Origin of the sequence: Nocardioides sp. (genome assembly GCF_014360585.1) — a bacterium.
In the GTDB taxonomy this organism is placed as follows: Bacteria; Actinomycetota; Actinomycetes; order Propionibacteriales; family Nocardioidaceae; genus Nocardioides.
Genome location: NZ_JACIXG010000010.1, coordinates 1 through 17595 on the forward strand (window position 1 = coordinate 1; position 17595 = coordinate 17595).

The 17595-nt window shown below is 68.7% G+C and carries 16 protein-coding genes and 1 pseudogene; 8 read left to right on the forward strand and 9 right to left on the reverse strand.

Going from position 1 to position 17595, the window contains the following annotated elements; genetic code table 11:
• The 3 genes and pseudogenes from H5T77_RS05415 to rlmN form a co-directional block, all read left to right on the forward strand.
• Positions 1-681 (forward strand): annotated as a pseudogene (locus H5T77_RS05415) (hypothetical protein); the annotation flags it as partial.
• A gap of 140 nt (positions 682-821) precedes the next feature.
• Positions 822-1220, forward strand: a complete 399-nt coding sequence (locus H5T77_RS05420) for a hypothetical protein (protein WP_292646078.1) — start codon at positions 822-824, stop codon at positions 1218-1220.
• 121 nt (positions 1221-1341) lie between these two features.
• Entirely contained in the window at positions 1342-2466 is a 1125-nt protein-coding gene (gene rlmN, locus H5T77_RS05425; RefSeq protein WP_292646264.1) for a dual-specificity RNA methyltransferase RlmN, read from the forward strand.
• A 6-nt stretch (positions 2467-2472) separates the two neighbouring features.
• Here rlmN and H5T77_RS05430 read toward each other — a convergent pair whose 3' ends face one another.
• Positions 2473-2907: a hypothetical protein gene (locus H5T77_RS05430; protein ID WP_292646080.1), complete on the reverse strand. Its 435-nt coding sequence runs from the start codon at positions 2905-2907 to the stop codon at positions 2473-2475.
• A 267-nt stretch (positions 2908-3174) separates the two neighbouring features.
• On the opposite strand from H5T77_RS05430, the gene H5T77_RS05435 reads away from it, so the two are divergent.
• Positions 3175-4335: a glycosyltransferase family 4 protein gene (locus H5T77_RS05435; protein ID WP_292646082.1), complete on the forward strand. Its 1161-nt coding sequence runs from the start codon at positions 3175-3177 to the stop codon at positions 4333-4335.
• On the opposite strand, the gene H5T77_RS05440 is transcribed toward H5T77_RS05435, so the two are convergent.
• Entirely contained in the window at positions 4310-5422 is a 1113-nt protein-coding gene (locus H5T77_RS05440; RefSeq protein WP_292646084.1) for an LOG family protein, read from the reverse strand. The genes H5T77_RS05435 and H5T77_RS05440 overlap by 26 nt on opposite strands.
• Before the next feature lie 18 nt (positions 5423-5440).
• Complete coding sequence (locus H5T77_RS05445; protein ID WP_292646086.1) at positions 5441-6319, reverse strand: oxidoreductase; 879 nt, start codon at positions 6317-6319, stop codon at positions 5441-5443.
• Between the two features lie 72 nt (positions 6320-6391).
• On the opposite strand from H5T77_RS05445, the gene H5T77_RS05450 reads away from it, so the two are divergent.
• A complete protein-coding gene (locus H5T77_RS05450) occupies positions 6392-6985 on the forward strand; it encodes a TetR/AcrR family transcriptional regulator (protein WP_292646089.1) in 594 nt (197 codons plus the stop codon).
• On the opposite strand, the gene H5T77_RS05455 is transcribed toward H5T77_RS05450, so the two are convergent.
• From H5T77_RS05455 to H5T77_RS05465, 3 genes are all read right to left on the reverse strand, one after another.
• Positions 6982-7872: a serine protein kinase RIO gene (locus tag H5T77_RS05455; RefSeq protein ID WP_292646092.1), complete on the reverse strand. Its 891-nt coding sequence runs from the start codon at positions 7870-7872 to the stop codon at positions 6982-6984. The genes H5T77_RS05450 and H5T77_RS05455 overlap by 4 nt on opposite strands.
• Before the next feature lie 165 nt (positions 7873-8037).
• The gene (locus H5T77_RS05460; RefSeq protein WP_292646095.1) at positions 8038-9438 is read right to left on the reverse strand and encodes an NAD(P)/FAD-dependent oxidoreductase; all 1401 of its coding nucleotides are present in this window, start codon (positions 9436-9438) and stop codon (positions 8038-8040) included.
• The gene (locus H5T77_RS05465; protein WP_179657039.1) at positions 9435-9905 is read right to left on the reverse strand and encodes an Lrp/AsnC family transcriptional regulator; all 471 of its coding nucleotides are present in this window, start codon (positions 9903-9905) and stop codon (positions 9435-9437) included. The genes H5T77_RS05460 and H5T77_RS05465 overlap by 4 nt, the downstream gene beginning before the upstream one ends.
• 132 nt (positions 9906-10037) lie before the next feature.
• Here H5T77_RS05465 and H5T77_RS05470 point away from each other — a divergent pair, with 132 nt between their 5' ends.
• Positions 10038-11417: an NAD(P)/FAD-dependent oxidoreductase gene (locus H5T77_RS05470; RefSeq protein WP_292646100.1), complete on the forward strand. Its 1380-nt coding sequence runs from the start codon at positions 10038-10040 to the stop codon at positions 11415-11417.
• Positions 11418-11780: 363 nt separating this feature from the next.
• Here H5T77_RS05470 and H5T77_RS05475 read toward each other — a convergent pair whose 3' ends face one another.
• Both H5T77_RS05475 and H5T77_RS05480 read right to left on the reverse strand, forming a co-directional pair.
• On the reverse strand, positions 11781-13043 hold the full coding sequence (locus tag H5T77_RS05475) for an HNH endonuclease signature motif containing protein (protein ID WP_292646103.1): 1263 nt from the start codon (positions 13041-13043) through the stop codon (positions 11781-11783).
• 683 nt (positions 13044-13726) lie between these two features.
• A complete protein-coding gene (locus H5T77_RS05480; RefSeq protein ID WP_179657042.1) occupies positions 13727-13906 on the reverse strand; it encodes a hypothetical protein in 180 nt (59 codons plus the stop codon).
• An 18-nt stretch (positions 13907-13924) separates the two neighbouring features.
• On the opposite strand from H5T77_RS05480, the gene H5T77_RS05485 reads away from it, so the two are divergent.
• Positions 13925-14539, forward strand: a complete 615-nt coding sequence (locus tag H5T77_RS05485) for a hypothetical protein (protein ID WP_292646107.1) — start codon at positions 13925-13927, stop codon at positions 14537-14539.
• 20 nt (positions 14540-14559) lie between these two features.
• Here H5T77_RS05485 and H5T77_RS05490 read toward each other — a convergent pair whose 3' ends face one another.
• On the reverse strand, positions 14560-15948 hold the full coding sequence (locus H5T77_RS05490) for an aspartate aminotransferase family protein (protein ID WP_292646110.1): 1389 nt from the start codon (positions 15946-15948) through the stop codon (positions 14560-14562).
• Between the two features lie 117 nt (positions 15949-16065).
• On the opposite strand from H5T77_RS05490, the gene H5T77_RS05495 reads away from it, so the two are divergent.
• Positions 16066-17508 (forward strand): gamma-aminobutyraldehyde dehydrogenase, encoded by a 1443-nt coding sequence (locus H5T77_RS05495; RefSeq protein WP_292646112.1) that lies wholly within the window; start codon positions 16066-16068, stop codon positions 17506-17508.
• The last annotated feature ends 87 nt before the right edge of the window (positions 17509-17595 follow it).

A 17595-nucleotide genomic window follows, 5' to 3' on the forward strand; every position in this document is an offset into this window, starting at 1 on the left:
CTCCTGCCGAAGGAGCGCAGGACCGACGACGGGGTTGTGCTGACCCACCCTCTCCGCTCGACCGCCTTTGAAGTAAGACATGCTCCCAACCTCATGGAGGCCGTGCGCTGGATCGACCTCGTCGCGGCGGGCGATCTGATCTCGGTGCAGGAGCTCGCTGCGTACGAGAAGAAGCTGGCGACCTGGGAAGGGGTCGATCATCTCCGGGAGGCCCTCATCCATGCCGATGAGAACGTCTGGTCGCCGGCCGAGGTCGACCTACGCCTCACCTGGACGATCCGGCTGGGCCTTCAGCACGTCGTCACGAACCGTCCGGTCTTCGACCTCGATGGCCGTCATATCGGCACCCCCGACGTGCTGGACCTGGAGCGGGGCGTAGTGGGGGAGTACGACGGCGGGCTCCACCTGGCTGGGAAGCAACGAGCGAAGGACCTGCGTCGCGAGGGCGAGTTCCGCAGAGTCGGCCTCGAGTACGTCACGATGGTTGCGGCCGACCGCCGGGATCCCTCCGACTTCAAGCGGCGGACCTTGGAGGCGCGAGCCCGCGCCAGCCGCATTCCGACCAGTGAGTGGAGCTGGACGATCGATCCGCCACGCTGGTGGGTCTCGACCAGCACGGTCGCGGAGCGACGAGCGCTCCCGAGGGCCCAACGCGTTCGATTCCTCCGCCGTGCCGCTTGAGCGAAGTAGTCCCGGGCGGTCTGGCCCATTACCGCCAGTTAGAAGGGCCGGACCGCCCGGAATCACCGAGTTTGGCTGTGCCGGCGCCCAGCCGCGATTCTTTGCCGTGAGATGCGGGCGTTCGGCGTTACGGTTGAAGAGTGACCCAGCGGCCCACGGACCTCGACGTGGACTCCGATCCAGACGTCGAGCCAGATCACGACCCGGAGGGGGAGTCCTCGGGGTCGGGTGGGCTGTGGGCGTGGATGCAAGACTCACATCCCACGGTGGCGGCACTGGTCGGGTTCTACATCGGCCTGGCCTACGCGATCCTGGTGCCTGGCACATGGGGCGCTCTGCTGACCTGGGTGGTCGGGCCAGAGCGAGCCGAGCAGCTGTTCGCGTGGGTGGCGCTGACGCTGCTCGTGCCACTTGCCCTGCTGATCCCGCGCAAGACCCGACGGATGGCCCAGTTCGTCTGGCTCGGGATCATCCTGACCGTGCTGGTGGTCGTGGGCGTCGGCGGCCTGGTCTTCTGGATCCTGCTCAAGACGGGCTGACCGGGCTGAGCGGATCGAGGGTTAGCCGTACGCCGCACCCCGGTGGGACACTGGAGCGGTGACCGAGCCCGACCCTGTGACCGTACCGGCCCCGCACAGCCCCGAGGCCGAGGCGGCCGCGATGGAGGGGCGCCGCCTGCCGCTGGTGATGACGCCGCCGAAGGGACGCGGCAAGCCGCCGCGCCACCTGGCCGACCTCGATCTGGCCGGCCGCCGGGAAGCGGCGAAGGAGGCCGGACTTCCGGCGTTCCGGGCCAAGCAGCTCTCGGTGCACTACTTCGAGCGCCTGGTCGACGACCCCGAGAAGATGACCGACCTGCCCGCTAGCCAACGCCAGGAGCTGGTCGACACCTTCCTGCCCGACCTGATGACGCCGATCAGTCAGCAGGAGGCCGACAAGGGCACCACCCGCAAGACGCTGTGGAAGCTCTTCGACGGCGCCCTGGTCGAGTCGGTCCTAATGCGCTACACCGACCGCGCCACGGTCTGCATCTCCTCGCAGGCCGGCTGCGGCATGGCCTGCCCGTTCTGCGCCACCGGACAGGGCGGCCTCGAGCGCAACATGTCGACGGCTGAGATCGTCCACCAGGTCGTCGTTGCGGCCCGGCAGATGGCCAGCGGCGAGGTCCCCGGCGGTCCCGGTCGTCTCTCCAACGTGGTCTTCATGGGCATGGGCGAGCCGATGGCCAACTACAAGGCCTTGATGGGCGCGGTCCGTCGTCTCACCTCCCCGGCCCCCGAAGGCCTGGGCCTCTCGGCTCGCCACGTGACGGTCTCCACCGTCGGTCTCGTGCCGCGGATCAAGCAGCTCACCGAGGAGGGCATCCCGGTCACCCTCGCCCTGTCGCTGCACGCCCCCGACGACGAGCTGCGCAACGAGCTGGTCCCGATCAACACCCGCTTCTCGGTCGCCGAGACCGTCGACGCCGCCTGGAACTACGCCCGCGTCACGAAGCGCCGGGTGAGCATCGAGTACGCGATGATGCGCGGCATCAACGACCAGGCCTGGCGCGCCGACCTCCTCGCCGACGTACTCAACTCCTACGGCGACTGGGGCTGGGTCCACGTCAACCTGATCCCTTTGAACCCCACACCCGGCTCGAAGTGGACCGCCTCCGACCCGGCCGACGAGCGCGAGTTCGTACGCCGCCTGGAGGCCAAGGGCATCTCCACCACCGTCCGCGACACCCGCGGCCGCGAGATCGACGGTGCCTGCGGCCAGCTCGCCGCTCAGTCGGTGTCCTAGCCCGGATCAAGCCCCTGTCTCGGGCCGGTGCTCGTGGCCGTGTCGGCCCTGGGTGCGGCGGGCCTCCTTCATCTCCGACTCGTAGAGGTGCCGCTTGCCCTCGACGAGAGCGTTGCGGGCCTCCTTCTCCAGCCGCTTGAAAGTGGCGTAGTAGCCGTCGTCGTACTCCTCGACGATCTGGAACGTCCACCTGCCGTAGAGCACGTTGCGTCCCACGAGATCGCGCTCGAACCTGTCCGCCAGCTCGGCGTGGCCGGCCTCGCGCAGCTGCTTGACACCCTTGCCGAGGGTGAGGTCGGCCGTGCCGGTGATGCGATGCAGAGCGTACAGATGACCGCGGGCGATCTCGATCGCTTCGAGTGCCTCGCTGATGGCGCCGAGCGCCTCGACGGTGAGGTCGTCGACGCCTTCGGGCCGGATGTGCTCCTCATCGGTGGTCATGTCGCGATCGTGGCAAAATGAGCGGGCCGGCGGCAACCCCCTGCGCTGCCGCCGGCTCCGACGCCGCGAGCCTAGGAACGTCGGCTCACCGACTTCTGTCGAGCGGCCACGGTCCGGTGACAGATTTCTGAGAGTCATGCGACGTTTCCGCTGATGACACCGGGCGGACTATCTGTCACCCGAAACAGAGTTCTGGCCACGGGAGGTTCACCGACCCGTCAACCAAGTCGGGGGTCACGTTGCCGGAGGGCGCTCACGATCAGGAACATGAGCATCAGCCTCGATCGGGTCCCGCTGGTCGCCGCCAACGCAGAGCCGCTCCGCGTCCTCATCGTCACGGAGTCGTTCCTGCCCCAGGTCAACGGTGTGACGAACTCCGTACGCCGGGTACTGGAGCACCTCGCGGTCGACGGCCATACCGTCGAGGTCGTGGCGCCCACCGGGCCCGCCGAGTACGCCGGATTCCCGGTGACCCGCACCCGGGGCGCGACGTTCTGGGTCTACAAGGACTTCCGCGTCGGTCTCGAGACGCGACGCAAGCTGCGCGCGGTGATGCGCCGGTTCAGCCCCGACGTCGTGCACGTCGCCTCACCCGCGCTGCTCGGTCGGCAGGCGGTGCTGGTCGCCAAGGAGCTCGGCATCCCGAGCGTGGCGATCTACCAGACGGACCTGGTGGGGTTCTGGGACAAGTACAAGGCGGTCGGGGGTCCGCAGGCGGCCGCGATGCTCACCCGCCAGGCCCACTCGGCCGCCGACCGCACCCTGGCACCGAGCTCGTCGGCCCTCACCCAGCTCGAGGGCCTCGGCGTGCAGCGCACGGGCCTGTGGCCCCGAGGTGTCGACGTCGAGCTGTTCCACCCGAGCCGCATCGACCACGACCTGCGCGCGGAGCTCGCGCCGAACGGGGAGACGATCGTCGGGTACGTCGGCCGGCTGGCGCAGGAGAAGGAGCTGCACCTGCTCGCCGCGCTCGCCCGCAACCCGGTGTACAAGGTCGTCCTCGTCGGCGGTGGCCCGCAGGAGCGCGAGCTGCGCCAGCTGCTCCCGAACGCCACCTTCATGGGCGTGCTCCAGGGGGAGGAGCTCGGGGCTGCGTACGCCTCGCTCGACATCTTCGTGCACACCGGCTCCCACGAGACGTTCTGCCAGGCGGTCCAGGAGGCGCTCGCCTCTGGGGTCCCGGTGGTCGCGCCGCGTTCCGGCGGGCCGTTGGACCTGGTCGCCGACGGCGTCACCGGGTTCTTCTACGAGCCGGGCAACCGCGACGATATCGGCTCCCACGTCGCGCTGCTCCACAACGATCCGCAGCTGCGGCTGCGGATGGGGCGCGAGGCCCGCAAGAGCGTCGCGCACAAGTCCTGGGGCTCGGTGAACGCGGCCCTGGTGGACCACTACCGCGACGTCATCCGGGCACGCCAGCAGCGATGACGTCGGCCACCTCCTCGGCGGTGTCGACGAGGTGGACGTACGGCTCCATCGCGCGCCCGCGTGCGAGCGCCTGCAGCAGCGGCCAGACCGGCAGCGTCTCGGTCCAGTAGCGCCGCCCGACCAGCACCATCGGCGCGATCGCGCTCGCATCGGCGTAGTAGTTCTCGCAGGCGTCCTGGAAGATCTCCTGCACGGTGCCGCCGGCGCCCGGCAGGAAGACGATCCCGCCGTCGCAGACCTCCAGCAGGACCGCCTCGCGGGTGGCGTTGCGGAAGTACTTCGCGATCGCTCCGGCGAACACGTTGGGCGGTTCGTGCCCGTAGTGCCAGGTCGGGATCCCCAGCGATCTCCCGGGTCTGCCCTCGGCCTCGTCGCGTACGCCGAGGGCGACCTGCGCCCAGTTTCGGATCGAGGGCCGGAACGACGGCACCGTGGCCAGCGACTCGAGCGCGTCGTCCAGCGCCGTCTTCGATGCTCCGGCGAGGAAGGCGCCGAGGTTGGCCGCCTCCATCGCTCCCGGGCCGCCGCCGGTGGCGACCACATAGTGGCTCGCGAGCTGTTGGCTCAGGTGGGCGGCGGTCGTATAGCCCTCCTCGCCCCGCTGCAGCGCGTGTCCGCCCATCATCCCGACGATCCGGGTTCCCTCGTCGCGTCGCGCGCGCACCCACGCCTCCAGCGCGGCGTCGATCGCGTGGTCGTGGAGGGTGATCGCGAGCTCGTCGTCGGCATCGAGCGGCTGCTGCAACCATGCGTACGCCCTCGCGTCCAGGCTCCGCGCATAGACGGGATCGTCGTAGAGCTCCTCGGCGGTGTAGAGCCGAGAGCGGTAGGCGTCCACCGGCGCCTCCGAGATCACCGGCATCACCAGGGCGCCCTCGTCCTCGGCGTAGGCCCCGTCACCGGGTGCGAACCTGCACCCCAGGAACGTCGCCCCGGCGAGCTCGCTCTCCCGCAGGGCGGTGGAACGCGAGCTCAGGTCCAGCGACCGCAGCCGCCAGCCCCTCAGGCTCCCCGCTCCTGCGGCCAGATGCCCGTCGAGCTCCTCCACCGACTCGATGTCGACATGCCGTCCTCGGTGATGCTTCATACCGAGAAACCTACCGACTCACAGTGGCCAGGAGACTCCGGTCATGGCCTCGGACTCGGTCCACAGCCTGCGGGCGAGCTGCGGGTCGGAGGCGATCGCGGTGCGCCCGACGAGCGTCGGGCTCCCGCGGTACTCACCGAGCCCGTCCGGTCCGACATAGCTTCCCGTCGGGAGATCCTGGCTGGCTGCGTACAGGGTCGGGAGGGCACCTGCCTCCGCGGACTGCGCGACGACCCGGTTGCCGATCGCCATGAGGGCGTGCTTGAGGGAGTTGCCCGTGTGGCTCTGCAGGTTCGTCGCGGCGTAACCGGGGTGGGCGGCGTACGCCCGGAGCCCGGTGCCCTCCAGACGTCGCTGCAGCTCGAGGGTGAAGAGCAGGTTGGAGATCTTCGACTGCCCGTAGGCCTTCTGCGGCTGGTAGTCGCGTCGCTCCCAGCTGAGGTCGTCGAGGTCGAAGCCGCCCCAGCGGTGGGCCGAGGAGGCGACCGTGACGACGCGGTCGGTGATGTGGGGGAGCAGCAGGTTGGTGAGCGCGAAGTGCCCCAGGTGGTTGGTGGCGAACTGACTCTCGTAGCCGTCGGTCGTGAGCCGCTTCGGCACCATCATGATCCCGGCGTTGTTGATGAGTACGTCGATCGCCCCGTCCCACGCGTCGGCGAACTGCCGCACCGAGCTCAGGTCGGCGAGGTCGAGCGACCGCACCTCGGTCTTGCCCTCGATCGTGGCGGCCACCTCCTCGCCGGCGGCGACGTTGCGTACGGCCAGGACGACACGAGCCCCTTTCGCGCCGAGCTCGGTGGCGACGATGCGGCCGAGGCCGCTGGTCGCACCGGTGACGATCACGGTGCGGCCCTCGAAGGACGGCAGCCGATCGGTTGTCCACTTCTGTTCGGTCATGGGCCCAATCTAGACGCTGACAAGAATCTTGACAATGACAACATCTGTGAAATCTCGATAAGGTGTGCCCTGATGACCGAGACGATGCCCCGCTACCACCACGGCGACCTGCGCGCCGCGGTGCTCCGCCGCGCGGAGGAGGTGCTCCGCGAGTCGGGCACCGACGCGCTCTCGCTACGCGGCATCGCCCGCGATCTGGGCGTGAGCCACGCCGCGCCGAGCGCCCACTTCCGCGACAAGAACGCGCTCTTCGACGCCCTTGCGATCGCCGGGTTCCGTCGGCTGGGCGAGGTGATGGACGCCGCGTTGGCCACCCGCGGCTCGCTGACCGACGATCTGGTCGCCTTCGCCTCGGCCTACCTCGAGTTCGCCACCGAGAACCCGGCGCTGCTCTCGGTGATGTTCGCGCGCAAGCACAGCGAGACAGCCGGCGCCGAGATCGCCGAGGCCGTCGCCGCCGCCTTCGCTCACCCCACCGCCCTGCTCGCCGACGGCCAAGTCCGTGGTGAGGTCGCCGACGGTGACCCCGAGGTCATCGGGGTCACCGTCCTGGCGGCGCTCCAGGGTCTGGCCACCTTCGTCGGCTCCGGCTTCGTGATGCCCGAGCAGTCGCAGGGGATGGTCCGCGACGTCGTCGAGACCCTGATGCGCGGCCTGGCCCGCTAGAAGGCGTGCGCCATCAGATCGGCGTAGACCTCCTGCTCGTCGATCTCGAGGCCCCTGGCCTGGAACCACTTCGCCACGTTGGCGATGTCGCGGAGCAGGAAGTCGAAGCCCAGAGGGTTGCCGACCAGGTCGATGATCTGGGGGAGATCGATGATCACGAGCCGGTCGTCCTGGGCAAGGATGTTGTAGGGGGAGAGGTCGCCGTGGACCATCCCTGCCTGCACCATCGTGGCCAGCGAGTCGACCAGTCCGTCCCACCACATCTCCAGGACGTGCCGGTCCGGCCGGGTCTGGGCGAGCCGGGGCGCCGTCTCGAGCTCCCCGTTGCCGTCGTCGACGGCGATCCACTCCATCAGGATCTCGGTCCCGTCGATCTGCACGGGATAGGGGACCGGAAGGCCGAGGTTCCAGCAGCGTACGAGCGCGTTCCACTCGGCGTTGGCCCACTCGGCCTTGGCGACCTCGCGGCCGAAGGTCGAGCCCTTCTTCAGGGCGCGCTCGTCTCGGGATCGCTTGACCGAGCGGCCCTCGGTGTAGGTCGCGGCCCGGTGGAAGGTGCGATGGTCGGTGTCGCGGTAGCGCTTGGCGACCATCAGCGCCTCGTGCTCGGGGACCAACGGGTCGGCCCGCACGATCAGGAAGGCGTCTGCCTCCTTGCCGGTCTTGAGGATGCCGAGATCGGTGTCGATGGCGCCCTGAGAGGTCACCACCCACTCCGGTCGCGGCTCCGGTCCACGGGAGAGCGGCTCGACGGAGAGCCAGGTGGACCAGCGTTGTCCTTCATCCAAGTCGTCGTCGTAGGCCTGGAAGTCGAAGACGAAGTTGGGGTCGATCCCCGCCAGAGAGTCGGATGCGGCGGAATCAGCGGAGAGATTCTCCTGAGTCACTACGGGTGCTCCTGATACGAGAGGTGTGGTCTGTGGGCAGGCACAGGACAACGACAGTCATGGTCTGCTCCTCTCGATCAAGGGCGCCTCATGGACGAGGAACGCCGGTCGCGATCCATGGTGGAGGACCGCGACCGGCGTGTGCAACGGGTTTATCGGGTCGGGTCAGTGGCCGCCGACCAACGGGGCGACGGCGCGGGCGACCAGGGAGCCCTTGCCGGTCGCGGACTCCTCCGCGTCCGCCACGGTCATCGCGCGCAGCCCGGCGTTGACGCCGAGCCAGCGCAGCGGCTCCGGCTCCCAGCGTGGTGAGACGTGACCGACCCAGGGGAGTGCGGTCAGGTCGGAGGGGGTGCCGAGGATCAGGTCTCGCAGCGTACGTCCGGCGAGGTTGGTGGTGGCGACGCCGTCGCCGACGTAGCCGCCGGCGTGCGCGAGCCCGCTGGCCGGGTCGTAGCCGACCGAGGCGTGCCAGTCTCGCGGGATGGCGAGGACGCCGCCCCAGCGGTGGGTGACCTGGTGGCCGCGTACGGCCGGGAACATCTCGATCAGGGTCGTCAGCAGGCGGCGGTGGGTGCGCAGGTCGGAGGCGTCCGCGTGGGTGATTCTCGACCCGAAGGAGTACGGAGCGCCGCGCCCGCCGAAGACCAGCCGGTCGTCAGCGGTGCGCTGTCCGTAGATCAACAGGTGCCGGCCGTCGGAGAAGGTCTCGCGCTCCTCCAGGCCGATGCTCGACCAGACCAGGTCGGAGAGCGGCTCGGTGGCGATGATGAGGGATCGCACCGGGATGACCTCGCGCTCCAGGCCGGCCAGCGTCGGGGTGTAGCCCTCGGTCGCGCGTACGACGACGTCTGCGGTGACCACGTCGCGCTCGGCGGGGCTGTGCTGGACCAACACCCGGTGCGGCTCGATCGCGGTGGCGCGGGTCTGCTCGTAGATCGTCACGCCGCGGCTCTCGACCACACGGGCCAGGCCGCGGACGAGCTTGGCCGGATGGATCGAGGCGCAGTCGGGGGTGTAGGTCCCGCCCAGGGTGTCGGTCGCGGCGAGGCGGCGCTCGGCGCCGGCACGGTCCAGGAGGGCGAGCTCGGCCTCACCGAGACCCCAGGACCTGGCGTGCTCGACCTCGGTCTTCGCGCGCTCGAGCTGGGCCTGCGTACGGGCCAGGGTGATCGTTCCGCCCTTGGCGATGTCGGCCTCGATGCCCTCTGCCTCGGCGACCCGGATCACCTCGTCGACGGTGGCGCGCATGGCCCGGTCCTGGGCGAGCGCCGCCTCCCGGCTCGAGGCCGCCGCGACCTTGTCGAGCGAGGCGGGGAAGAGGGCGGAGCACCAGCCGCCGTTGCGGCCCGATGCCCCGAACCCGGCGACCTCGGCCTCGAGGATCGCAATCCTCAGATCCGGTCTGGCCTCGGTCAGGTAGTAGGCCGTCCACAGCCCGGTGTAGCCGGCGCCGACGATCGCGACGTCCACCTCGACATCGCCCATCAGCGCCGGGCGCGGCTCCCAGGAGTCGCCCGCGGTCTCGTGCCACAGGCTGATGTCGGCGTAACCGTCACGGCTCACCTGACACCCCAGGCGTAGGTCTGCTTGTGGAGGTGGAGGTACATGAACGTCTCGGTGCTCACCACGCCCTCGATGGCGCGGATCTTGCTGGAGATGAGGTTGAGGAGGGCCTCGTCGCTCTCGGCGACGACCTCCACGAGCAGGTCGTAGGAACCGGCGGTGATGACGATGTAGTCGACCTCGTCGAGCTTGCCGAGCTCGTCGGCGATCCCCTCGATCGGGCCGGACGTGCGTACGCCGATCATCGCCTGCCGGGCGAAGCCGAGCTCGAGCGGGTCGGTGACCGCGACGACCTGCATGACGCCGCTGTCGACGAGGCGCTGTACGCGCTGTCGCACCGCGGCCTCGCTCAGGCCGACCTCCTTGCCGATCGCGGCATAGCTGCGCCGGCCGTCCTGCTGGAGCTGCTCGATGATCAGCTTGTTGACCTCATCGAGGTGAGCGCCCCCGTTGTGCTTGCGAGTCATGGGGCCAGTCAACCTTTTGCTGCTGGCTAGTTGCAACGAAATCCGTCGTGTGTGACGAAGTATTTCCATGATTCCGTACTTTGGGGGTGGTTTGAGGCGTGCAGGCTTGCCATAGTTGGCGAGGTGAGCCACGTGTCGCTGACCGATGCCAAGCCAGCCGTCTACTGGCTGGACGATCCCACCAGACCCGCGCCGCTACCGCCGCTGGTCGGTGTGGCCGAAGCCGATCTGGTGGTCGTCGGCGGCGGCTACTCGGGACTGTGGACGGCGTTGCTGGCGCGGATGCGGTTTCCGTCCTGGTCGGTCATGGTCCTCGAGGCCGGGCAGTGCGGCGACCAGGCCTCGGGCCGCAACGGCGGCTTCGCCGAGGCGTCCCTGACGCACGGCTTCTGGAACGGCCTGGAGCGCTGGCCCGACGAGCTCGCGACGCTGGACAGGCTCGGTCAGGACAACCTCACCGAGATGGCCGCGACCATCGAGGAGCACGGCATCGACTGCGACTGGCAGATGACCGGTGCGCTGAACGTCGCCACCCGTCCGCACGAGGTCGATGACCTCGCGGAGTGGTCGGCCGCGCTGTCCGAGCACGGCATCAAGCACCGCCTGCTGGACGAGGCCGCGGTGCGGGGCGAGCTCTGCTCGCCGACCTACCTCGGTGGCCTGGAGGTGCTCGGGGATACGGCGACCGTCGAGCCGGCGCGGCTGGCCTGGGGGTTGCGGCAGGCCTGTCTGGACGCGGGGGTGGTCATCCACGAGGGTTCCGCGGTCACCGGTCTAGTCAGGGACGGGGTGGGGATGAAGGCGTCGACGATCATGGGATCGGTGCGCGCCGGTCGTGTCGCGCTGGCAACCAACGCCTTCCCGCCGTTGCTGCGGAGACTGCGGATGATGACGGTGCCGGTCTACGACTACGTACTCATGACCGAGCCGCTCTCCGCCGCGCAGCTGGCCGCCATCGGCTGGGTGAACCGGCAGGGCGTCAGCGACTCCGCCAACCACTTCCACTACTACCGCCTGACCAGGGACAACCGGATCCTGTGGGGCGGGTACGACGCGATCTATCACTTCGGCTCGAAGATCTCACCGGAGCTGGAGACCGGGGCCACCCACGACCGCCTCGCGAGCCACTTCTTCGAGACCCTCCCGCAGCTGGAGGGCCTGCGCTTCACCCACCGCTGGGCCGGCGTGATCGACACCTGCACCCGCTTCTCGGCCTTCTTCGGAAAGGCGTACGCCGGCCGTGTCGCCTACGCCCTCGGCTACACCGGCCTCGGCGTAGGTGCCACCCGCTTCGGCGCCCAGGTGATGCTCGACCTCCTCAGCGGCGAGCAGACGGAGCGTACGGCGCTGGAGATGGTGCGCTCCAAGCCGTTGCCGTTCCCGCCCGAGCCGGCGCGCTACGCCGGGATCCAGATGATGGTCCGATCGCTCGGAAAGGCTGATGCCAACGGGGGACGGCGTGATCTTTTCCTGCGGACGATGGATCGGTTGGGGCTCGGGTTCGACTCTTAGGGCTTAGGGCCTCGGTGAGGGGCGCTCGGGGCTGGTCGTCTTTGTTGGGTTGGGGCCGCCGACCCGTTTTGGAGGGTGTTCTCACCGGGATACGGCGAGAATTTTGGCTGGTTATCGGGTCGGCGGCGGGGTTTGGCGCAGCGAGTTTGGGTTGGGTGCGGGATTGGGGGCCGGGGTTGGCCTGTCCTGCCAGGGGAGGTTCGTCGGGGGCGCTGCACTAGACGATGACACCTTGTGAATCGTTCACAAGGGCGCTCCAGTGCCGTGCCGGAGGCCACTAGGTCGTCGGCTATGACAGAGGGTCCGAGTTCGCGAAGCCCTTCACAAGGTCGGATCCGTGGGCCGGGGCAGGCCGCAGCGCGGTCAGGCGCGGCGGGTGAACCGGATCCGTCCGTCGGGGAGGCGTTCGTAGTCGTAGTTGGGATCGTGGATCCGGCGATGATCGCTGGGGCACAACAAGACCATGTTGGCGAGATTTGTGAGGCCGCCTGCCGACCAGGGTTTCAGGTGATGGGCTTCGGTCCAGGCGGCTGGCGCATCGCAGTCTTCGGCTTGGCAGCACTTGTCTCGTAACCGGAGCGCACGGTGTTGGACCGGGTGCGCCAGGCGGATGCTGCGGCCGAAGTCGAGGATCTCGGAGCCTGTGCCGAGTACGACGGGGATGAGGTCGGCGTTGCAGGCCATCCGGCGGGCCTCAGCGGCGCTGATCTGCTCGCCGTCGAACCCGAGGGCGGCGGTGCCGAGGTCGTTGCGGAGGTCCTCGACGTTCATGGTGATGAACACCGTGGTCGCGTGGCCACCGTGTCTGGGGAGCTGGTCGACGTCGTAGGTCTCGATGACCCGGGCGAAGGCCTGGCCCAGCAGCCGGTCATAGGGGGCTTTGCGGCCACGGTCCTCCGCGGAGAGCTTCCTCGGCTGCGCCAGGGAGTCCAGGATGGTGCGGAGTCGGTGGCCGACCGCGTTCGAGACCCGGGCGTGAATGTCCACCGTCCCGTCACCGTTGGCGCGGGAGGTGAAGAACGTGCGCCGCTGGGCGCGTTCCTCCTCCCGCTGCAACGCTTTGGCTTCGGCGGCCTCGAACCGTCCGGGGTCGACCTCGAACAAGATCCGCTTCCCGATGATCTCGAGCCTGGTCGCGGTCATCTCGGTGGCGTACTCCACCAGCAGCTTCTCCGCGAGCACCAGGTTCTCGGTGCTGGCTTCGGGGTCGGCCTCGATCACCTCGAGCGCTTTGACGATCACCCGGGCCTTGTCCTGGGAGACGACACCTTCAGCGAGGCCGGCGGCGACGAGCTCGTACCTCGCAACCCCCGCGGCCAGCTTCACCTCGGAACGTCCGACCTTCTTGTCAACCAACAGCTCGGTCCACATCCACCCCGAGACATCTCTCGCACCGGTCTCCTCGGCAATGTCACCCGAGACAGCGAGGACCCGCAGCTTCAACGCGGCGTGTTTGGCCTGAATGATCTTCAGGCGTTTCAGCCTGTCTTTCTTCTGACCGGTGCGCCAATAGGCGGGGTCCCTGGTGAGCAGGGTGTCGAGGGAGGATTCGAGGGCGGCGAGCTCTGCGTCGATCGGGTCCTCGGTGTTGGTTCCCCAGTGGTTGATCTCGGGTTCGAGGCTCATCGCCGCCCCTCCTCTCCGGTGTGTTCAGAGGCGTGTCGTGATGGGTCCGATTCTACTTCACAAGGAGTGGTGAATCTACCTATATGTGCAGTTCAAACGCTGTTTTCTCGGTGAGCGAACGGCCTCATACCTGTGGATGGTAAGTGGCCCGATGGGCCACCCTTCCACCCCACAAACATCACCGTTCCGAAGCAAGAATGCGCTGCGCCACACCCGGGCCGCCGCCCCGATAGCCAGCCATCTTTTTTTCTCGAGGGAGCCCGGTGTCAAGGACCGCGTAAGCGGCCGGCGAAGCCGGCGGCCGAAGGCCGTCCTTTACTCCGGGTTTCCTCGAGAAGATCCTCGAAGCCGGGTCGGCGGCCCACGCCGGCCTTCGGGTGGGACGTTCCGGCAGGGAGGTCTCGACAAGCTCGACCACCGGGGGCAGGTCGTTCCGGCAGGGAGGTCTCGACAAGCTCGACCACCGGGGGCAGGTCGTTCCGGCAGGGAGGTCTCGACAAGCTCGACCACCGAAGCGACTGTGTTGGTCTCGACACGCCTCCGCCCAGCGGCTCCGGCGGCTCGACCAGCGGGAGTAGGGAGGTCTCGACAAGATCGACCACCGGGAGCAGAGGGTCTCGACACGCCTCGGCCCGGCGGCTCGACCAGCGGGGCGTGGTCTCGACCAGGAAGACCGCGAGAACCTAAGCCGCAGGATGCTCGTAAGCCTCCGCAACCCGCTCGCGGAGCTTGGCGTGGATCTCCTCCGGCGTGCGCTGCGTACGCTGGCGGTGGTTGCGCGCGATGATGGCACCGGTCGCGGTGACACCGGCCAGGCCCGCGAGGCCGACGATCTTCCACACGCGTGCACTACCGAACCCCATGAGGACCCCCTGCTCGAGATGTCTGACGACACCACTATCTCCCTCGAAGACGCCGTAGACCAGACCCGCACCGGCGATCTGTGGCTCTTCCGCGGCCGCTCGGTCGCCGACCGTGCGATCCGGATGCTCAGCAACGCGCCGGTCAACCATGTCGGGATGGCGGTCGTGCTCGACGACCTGCCGCCGCTGATGTGGCATGCCGAGCTCGGCAAGGGGCTGCTGGACCTCTACACCGGCACCCATCATCGCGGCGTACAGCTCCACGACCTGCGGGCCGCGGTCGAGCAGTGGGCGGGCCGCTACGGGCAGCAGGTCTGGCTGCGCCAGCTCACCGCCGACATCGACCGCAAGCGCGAGGATGCCCTGCTGAGGACGATCGCGCGTCTCGATGGCACCCCGTTCCCCTCGACCGCCGCCCTGGCCGGACGCTGGGCTCGCGGCCGGGTCCGTTCCAAGGCCAGCCTCGAGCAGGTCTTCTGCGCCGAGGTCGTCGCGGCCACCTACCAGGAGATGGGCCTGCTCGACGACGAGCGCCCCACCAACTACTACGACCCGGGGCGATTCTGGTCCGGCGACCACCTGACCCTCCAGGACGGTGCCGTCCTGGGCAGCGAGGTCCGCGTCGTCGGCTGACCAGCCCCGCAGGAGCGGGCTCAGAGCATCGTCGAGGCCTTCTCCAGCACCCGGCGCAGGATCTGCTCCATCTCGTCGAACTCGGCCTGGCCCACGGTGAGCGGCGGGGAGAGCTGGATGACGGGCTCGCCGCGGTCGTCCGCGCGGCAGTAGAGGCCCTCGGACCACAGTGCCTTGGAGACGTACCCGTAGAGGATCCGCTCGCACTCCTCCGCGCTGAACGTCTCGCGGCTCTCGCGGTCCTTGACCAGCTCGATGCCGTAGAAGTAGCCGGTGCCGCGCACATCGCCGACGATCGGCAGGTCCTTCAGCTTCGACAGCGTCGCCAGGAACGCGGCCTCGTTGCGGCGTACGTTGCCCAGCAGGTCCTCGGCATCGAAGACATCGAGGTTGGCCAGCGCCACGGCGGTGGAGACGGGGTGACCGCCGAAGGTGTAGCCGTGGTAGAAGGTCTGGTCCCCGGAGAGGAACGGCTCCATCAGCAGATCGGAGATGATCGCGGCCCCCAGCGGCGCGTACCCCGAGGTCAGCCCCTTGGCCGAGGTGATGATGTCCGGCACGTAGCCGAACCGCTCGCAGCCGAACATGGTGCCCAGCCGCCCGTAGGCGCAGATGACCTCGTCGGAGACGAGTAGGACGTCGTACGCATCGCAGATCTCCCGCACCCGCTGGAAGTAGCCCGGGGGAGGCGGGAAGCAGCCACCGGAGTTCTGCACCGGCTCCAGGAAGACCGCGGCGACCGTGTCGGGCCCCTCGGCCTGGATCACGAACTCGATCTGGTCGGCGCACCAGCGGCCGAACGCTTCCGGGTCGCTCCCGTCCATCAGCCCGCCGGTGATCTCGGAGGCACGGTAGATGTTGGTGTTCGGCACCCGGAAGGTCGAGGGGACCAGCGGCTCGAAGGGCGCCTTGATGTCGGCCAGGCCGGTGATCGACAGCGCTCCGTGGGTGGTGCCGTGGTAGGCGATGTTGCGACCGATCACCTTGTGCTTGCCCGGCTTGCCCCGCAGCTTGAAGTAGTTCTTGGCGAGCTTCCACGCGGTCTCGACGGCCTCGGAGCCGGAGTTGGTGAAGAAGACCCGGTTCAGGTCGCCGGGTGCGAGCGCGGCCAGCCGCGCGGCCAGCTCGATCGCCGGCTCGTGCGCGTAGGACCACAGCGGGTGGAAGGCCAGCTGCTTGGCCTGCTCCGCACCGGCGTCGGCGAGCTCGGCACGACCGTGGCCGACCTGGGTGACGAACAGTCCCGCGAGACCGTCGAGGTAGCGGTTGCCCTCGATGTCGTAGATGTAGGCACCCTCGCCCCTGGCGATGATCGGAACATCGGCCTCGGCGTAGCTCGAATGCCGTGTGAAGTGCATCCAGAGATGGTCCTTGGCGTCGCGCTGGAGCTGCTCGTATCTGCCGGTCATGCCTCAATGGTCACCCAATGCATCTCGCTTTCGCAAGCGAATCCGTAGTCTAGGTGCATTATCACTTCGGATTCGGTTGTCACACCCGTGTTACGGAAAGGAGTTAGTCTCTTGTCCATGGCCGACCAGATCTTCAGGAACGTGATCGCCGGCGAGCTGTGCGAGGCAGCCGACGCCGCGACGTACGACGTCGTGGACCCCGCCACCGGCGAGGTCTACGCGCAGGCGCCGATGTCGGGGGAGGAGGACGTAGACAGGGCGTACGCCGCGGCCGCATCGGCCAACGAGTCCTGGGGCGAGACCACACCCCAGGAGCGCAGCCTGGCCCTGCTCCGGATCGCCGACGCCATGGAGACCCGAGTCGAGGAGCTGACCGCGGTGGAGGTCAAGGACACCGGCAAGCCCTACCAGCTGACCCTCGACGAGGAGCTGCCGCCGACGATCGACCACTTCCGGTTCTTCGCGGGCGCCGCCCGGACGCTGGAGGGGAAGAGCGCGGGGGAGTACCTCGCCGATCACACGTCCTGGATCCGGCGCGAGCCGATCGGCGTGATCGGGCAGGTCACGCCCTGGAACTACCCGCTCGCGATGATGTCGTGGAAGATCGCCCCGGCCCTCGCGGCGGGCAACACGATCGTGCTCAAGCCCTCCGACACCACCCCGGCCGCCTCGTCCCTGCTGGCCGAGATCGCCCAGGAGTTCCTGCCGCCCGGCGTGCTCAACCTCGTCACCGGCGACCGGGGCACCGGCCGCGCCCTGGTCCGCCACAAGACCCCGCAGATGGTCGCCATCACCGGCTCGGTGCGCGCCGGCATGGAGGTCGCCGCGAGCGCGGCGCAGGACCTCAAGCGCGTCCATCTCGAGCTCGGCGGCAAGGCGCCCGTGATCGTCTTCGACGACGCCGACATCGACAATGCGGTCGCCGGCATCGCCGCGGCGGGCTACTTCAACGCCGGCCAGGACTGCACCGCCGCGACCCGGGTGCTGGTGCAGGCGGGCATCCACGACGACTTCGTTGCCGCCCTGGCCGAGGCGGCCCGCAACACGACCGTCGGCCTCCCCGCCGACAACTGCGATGTCGGCGCCCTCAACAACCCCGGCCAGCTCGCCCGGGTGAAGGGCATGGTCGACCGCCTCCCGGACCACGCCACGATCGCGGCCGGCGGCGCGCCGGCGAGGGTCGAAGGCGGCGAGAACGGCTACTTCTACCAGCCCACGGTCCTGGCCGGCCTCCACCAGGACGACGAGCAGATCCAGCAGGAGATCTTCGGCCCGGTGATCACGGTGCAGAGCTTCGCCGACGAGGCCGAGGCGCTCAGGTGCGCCAACGACGTCGACTACGCCCTCGCCTCGAGCGTGTGGACCAAGGACCACGGCACCGCGCTGCGGGTCAGCAAGCGCCTCGACTTCGGCGTGGTCTGGATCAACACCCACATCCCCTACATCTCCGAGATGCCCCACGGCGGCTTCAAGCACTCCGGCTACGGCAAGGACCTCTCCGTCTACGGATTCGAGGACTACACCCGGATCAAGCACGTGATGTCCTTCATCGGCGAGTAATCCGCTAGACAAACACTCAAGGGTGCGACCCTCGATGTGCGGGCCGATGGCGTCCGTGAAAGCATCGGGTGCCGTTTCGCGTACCTC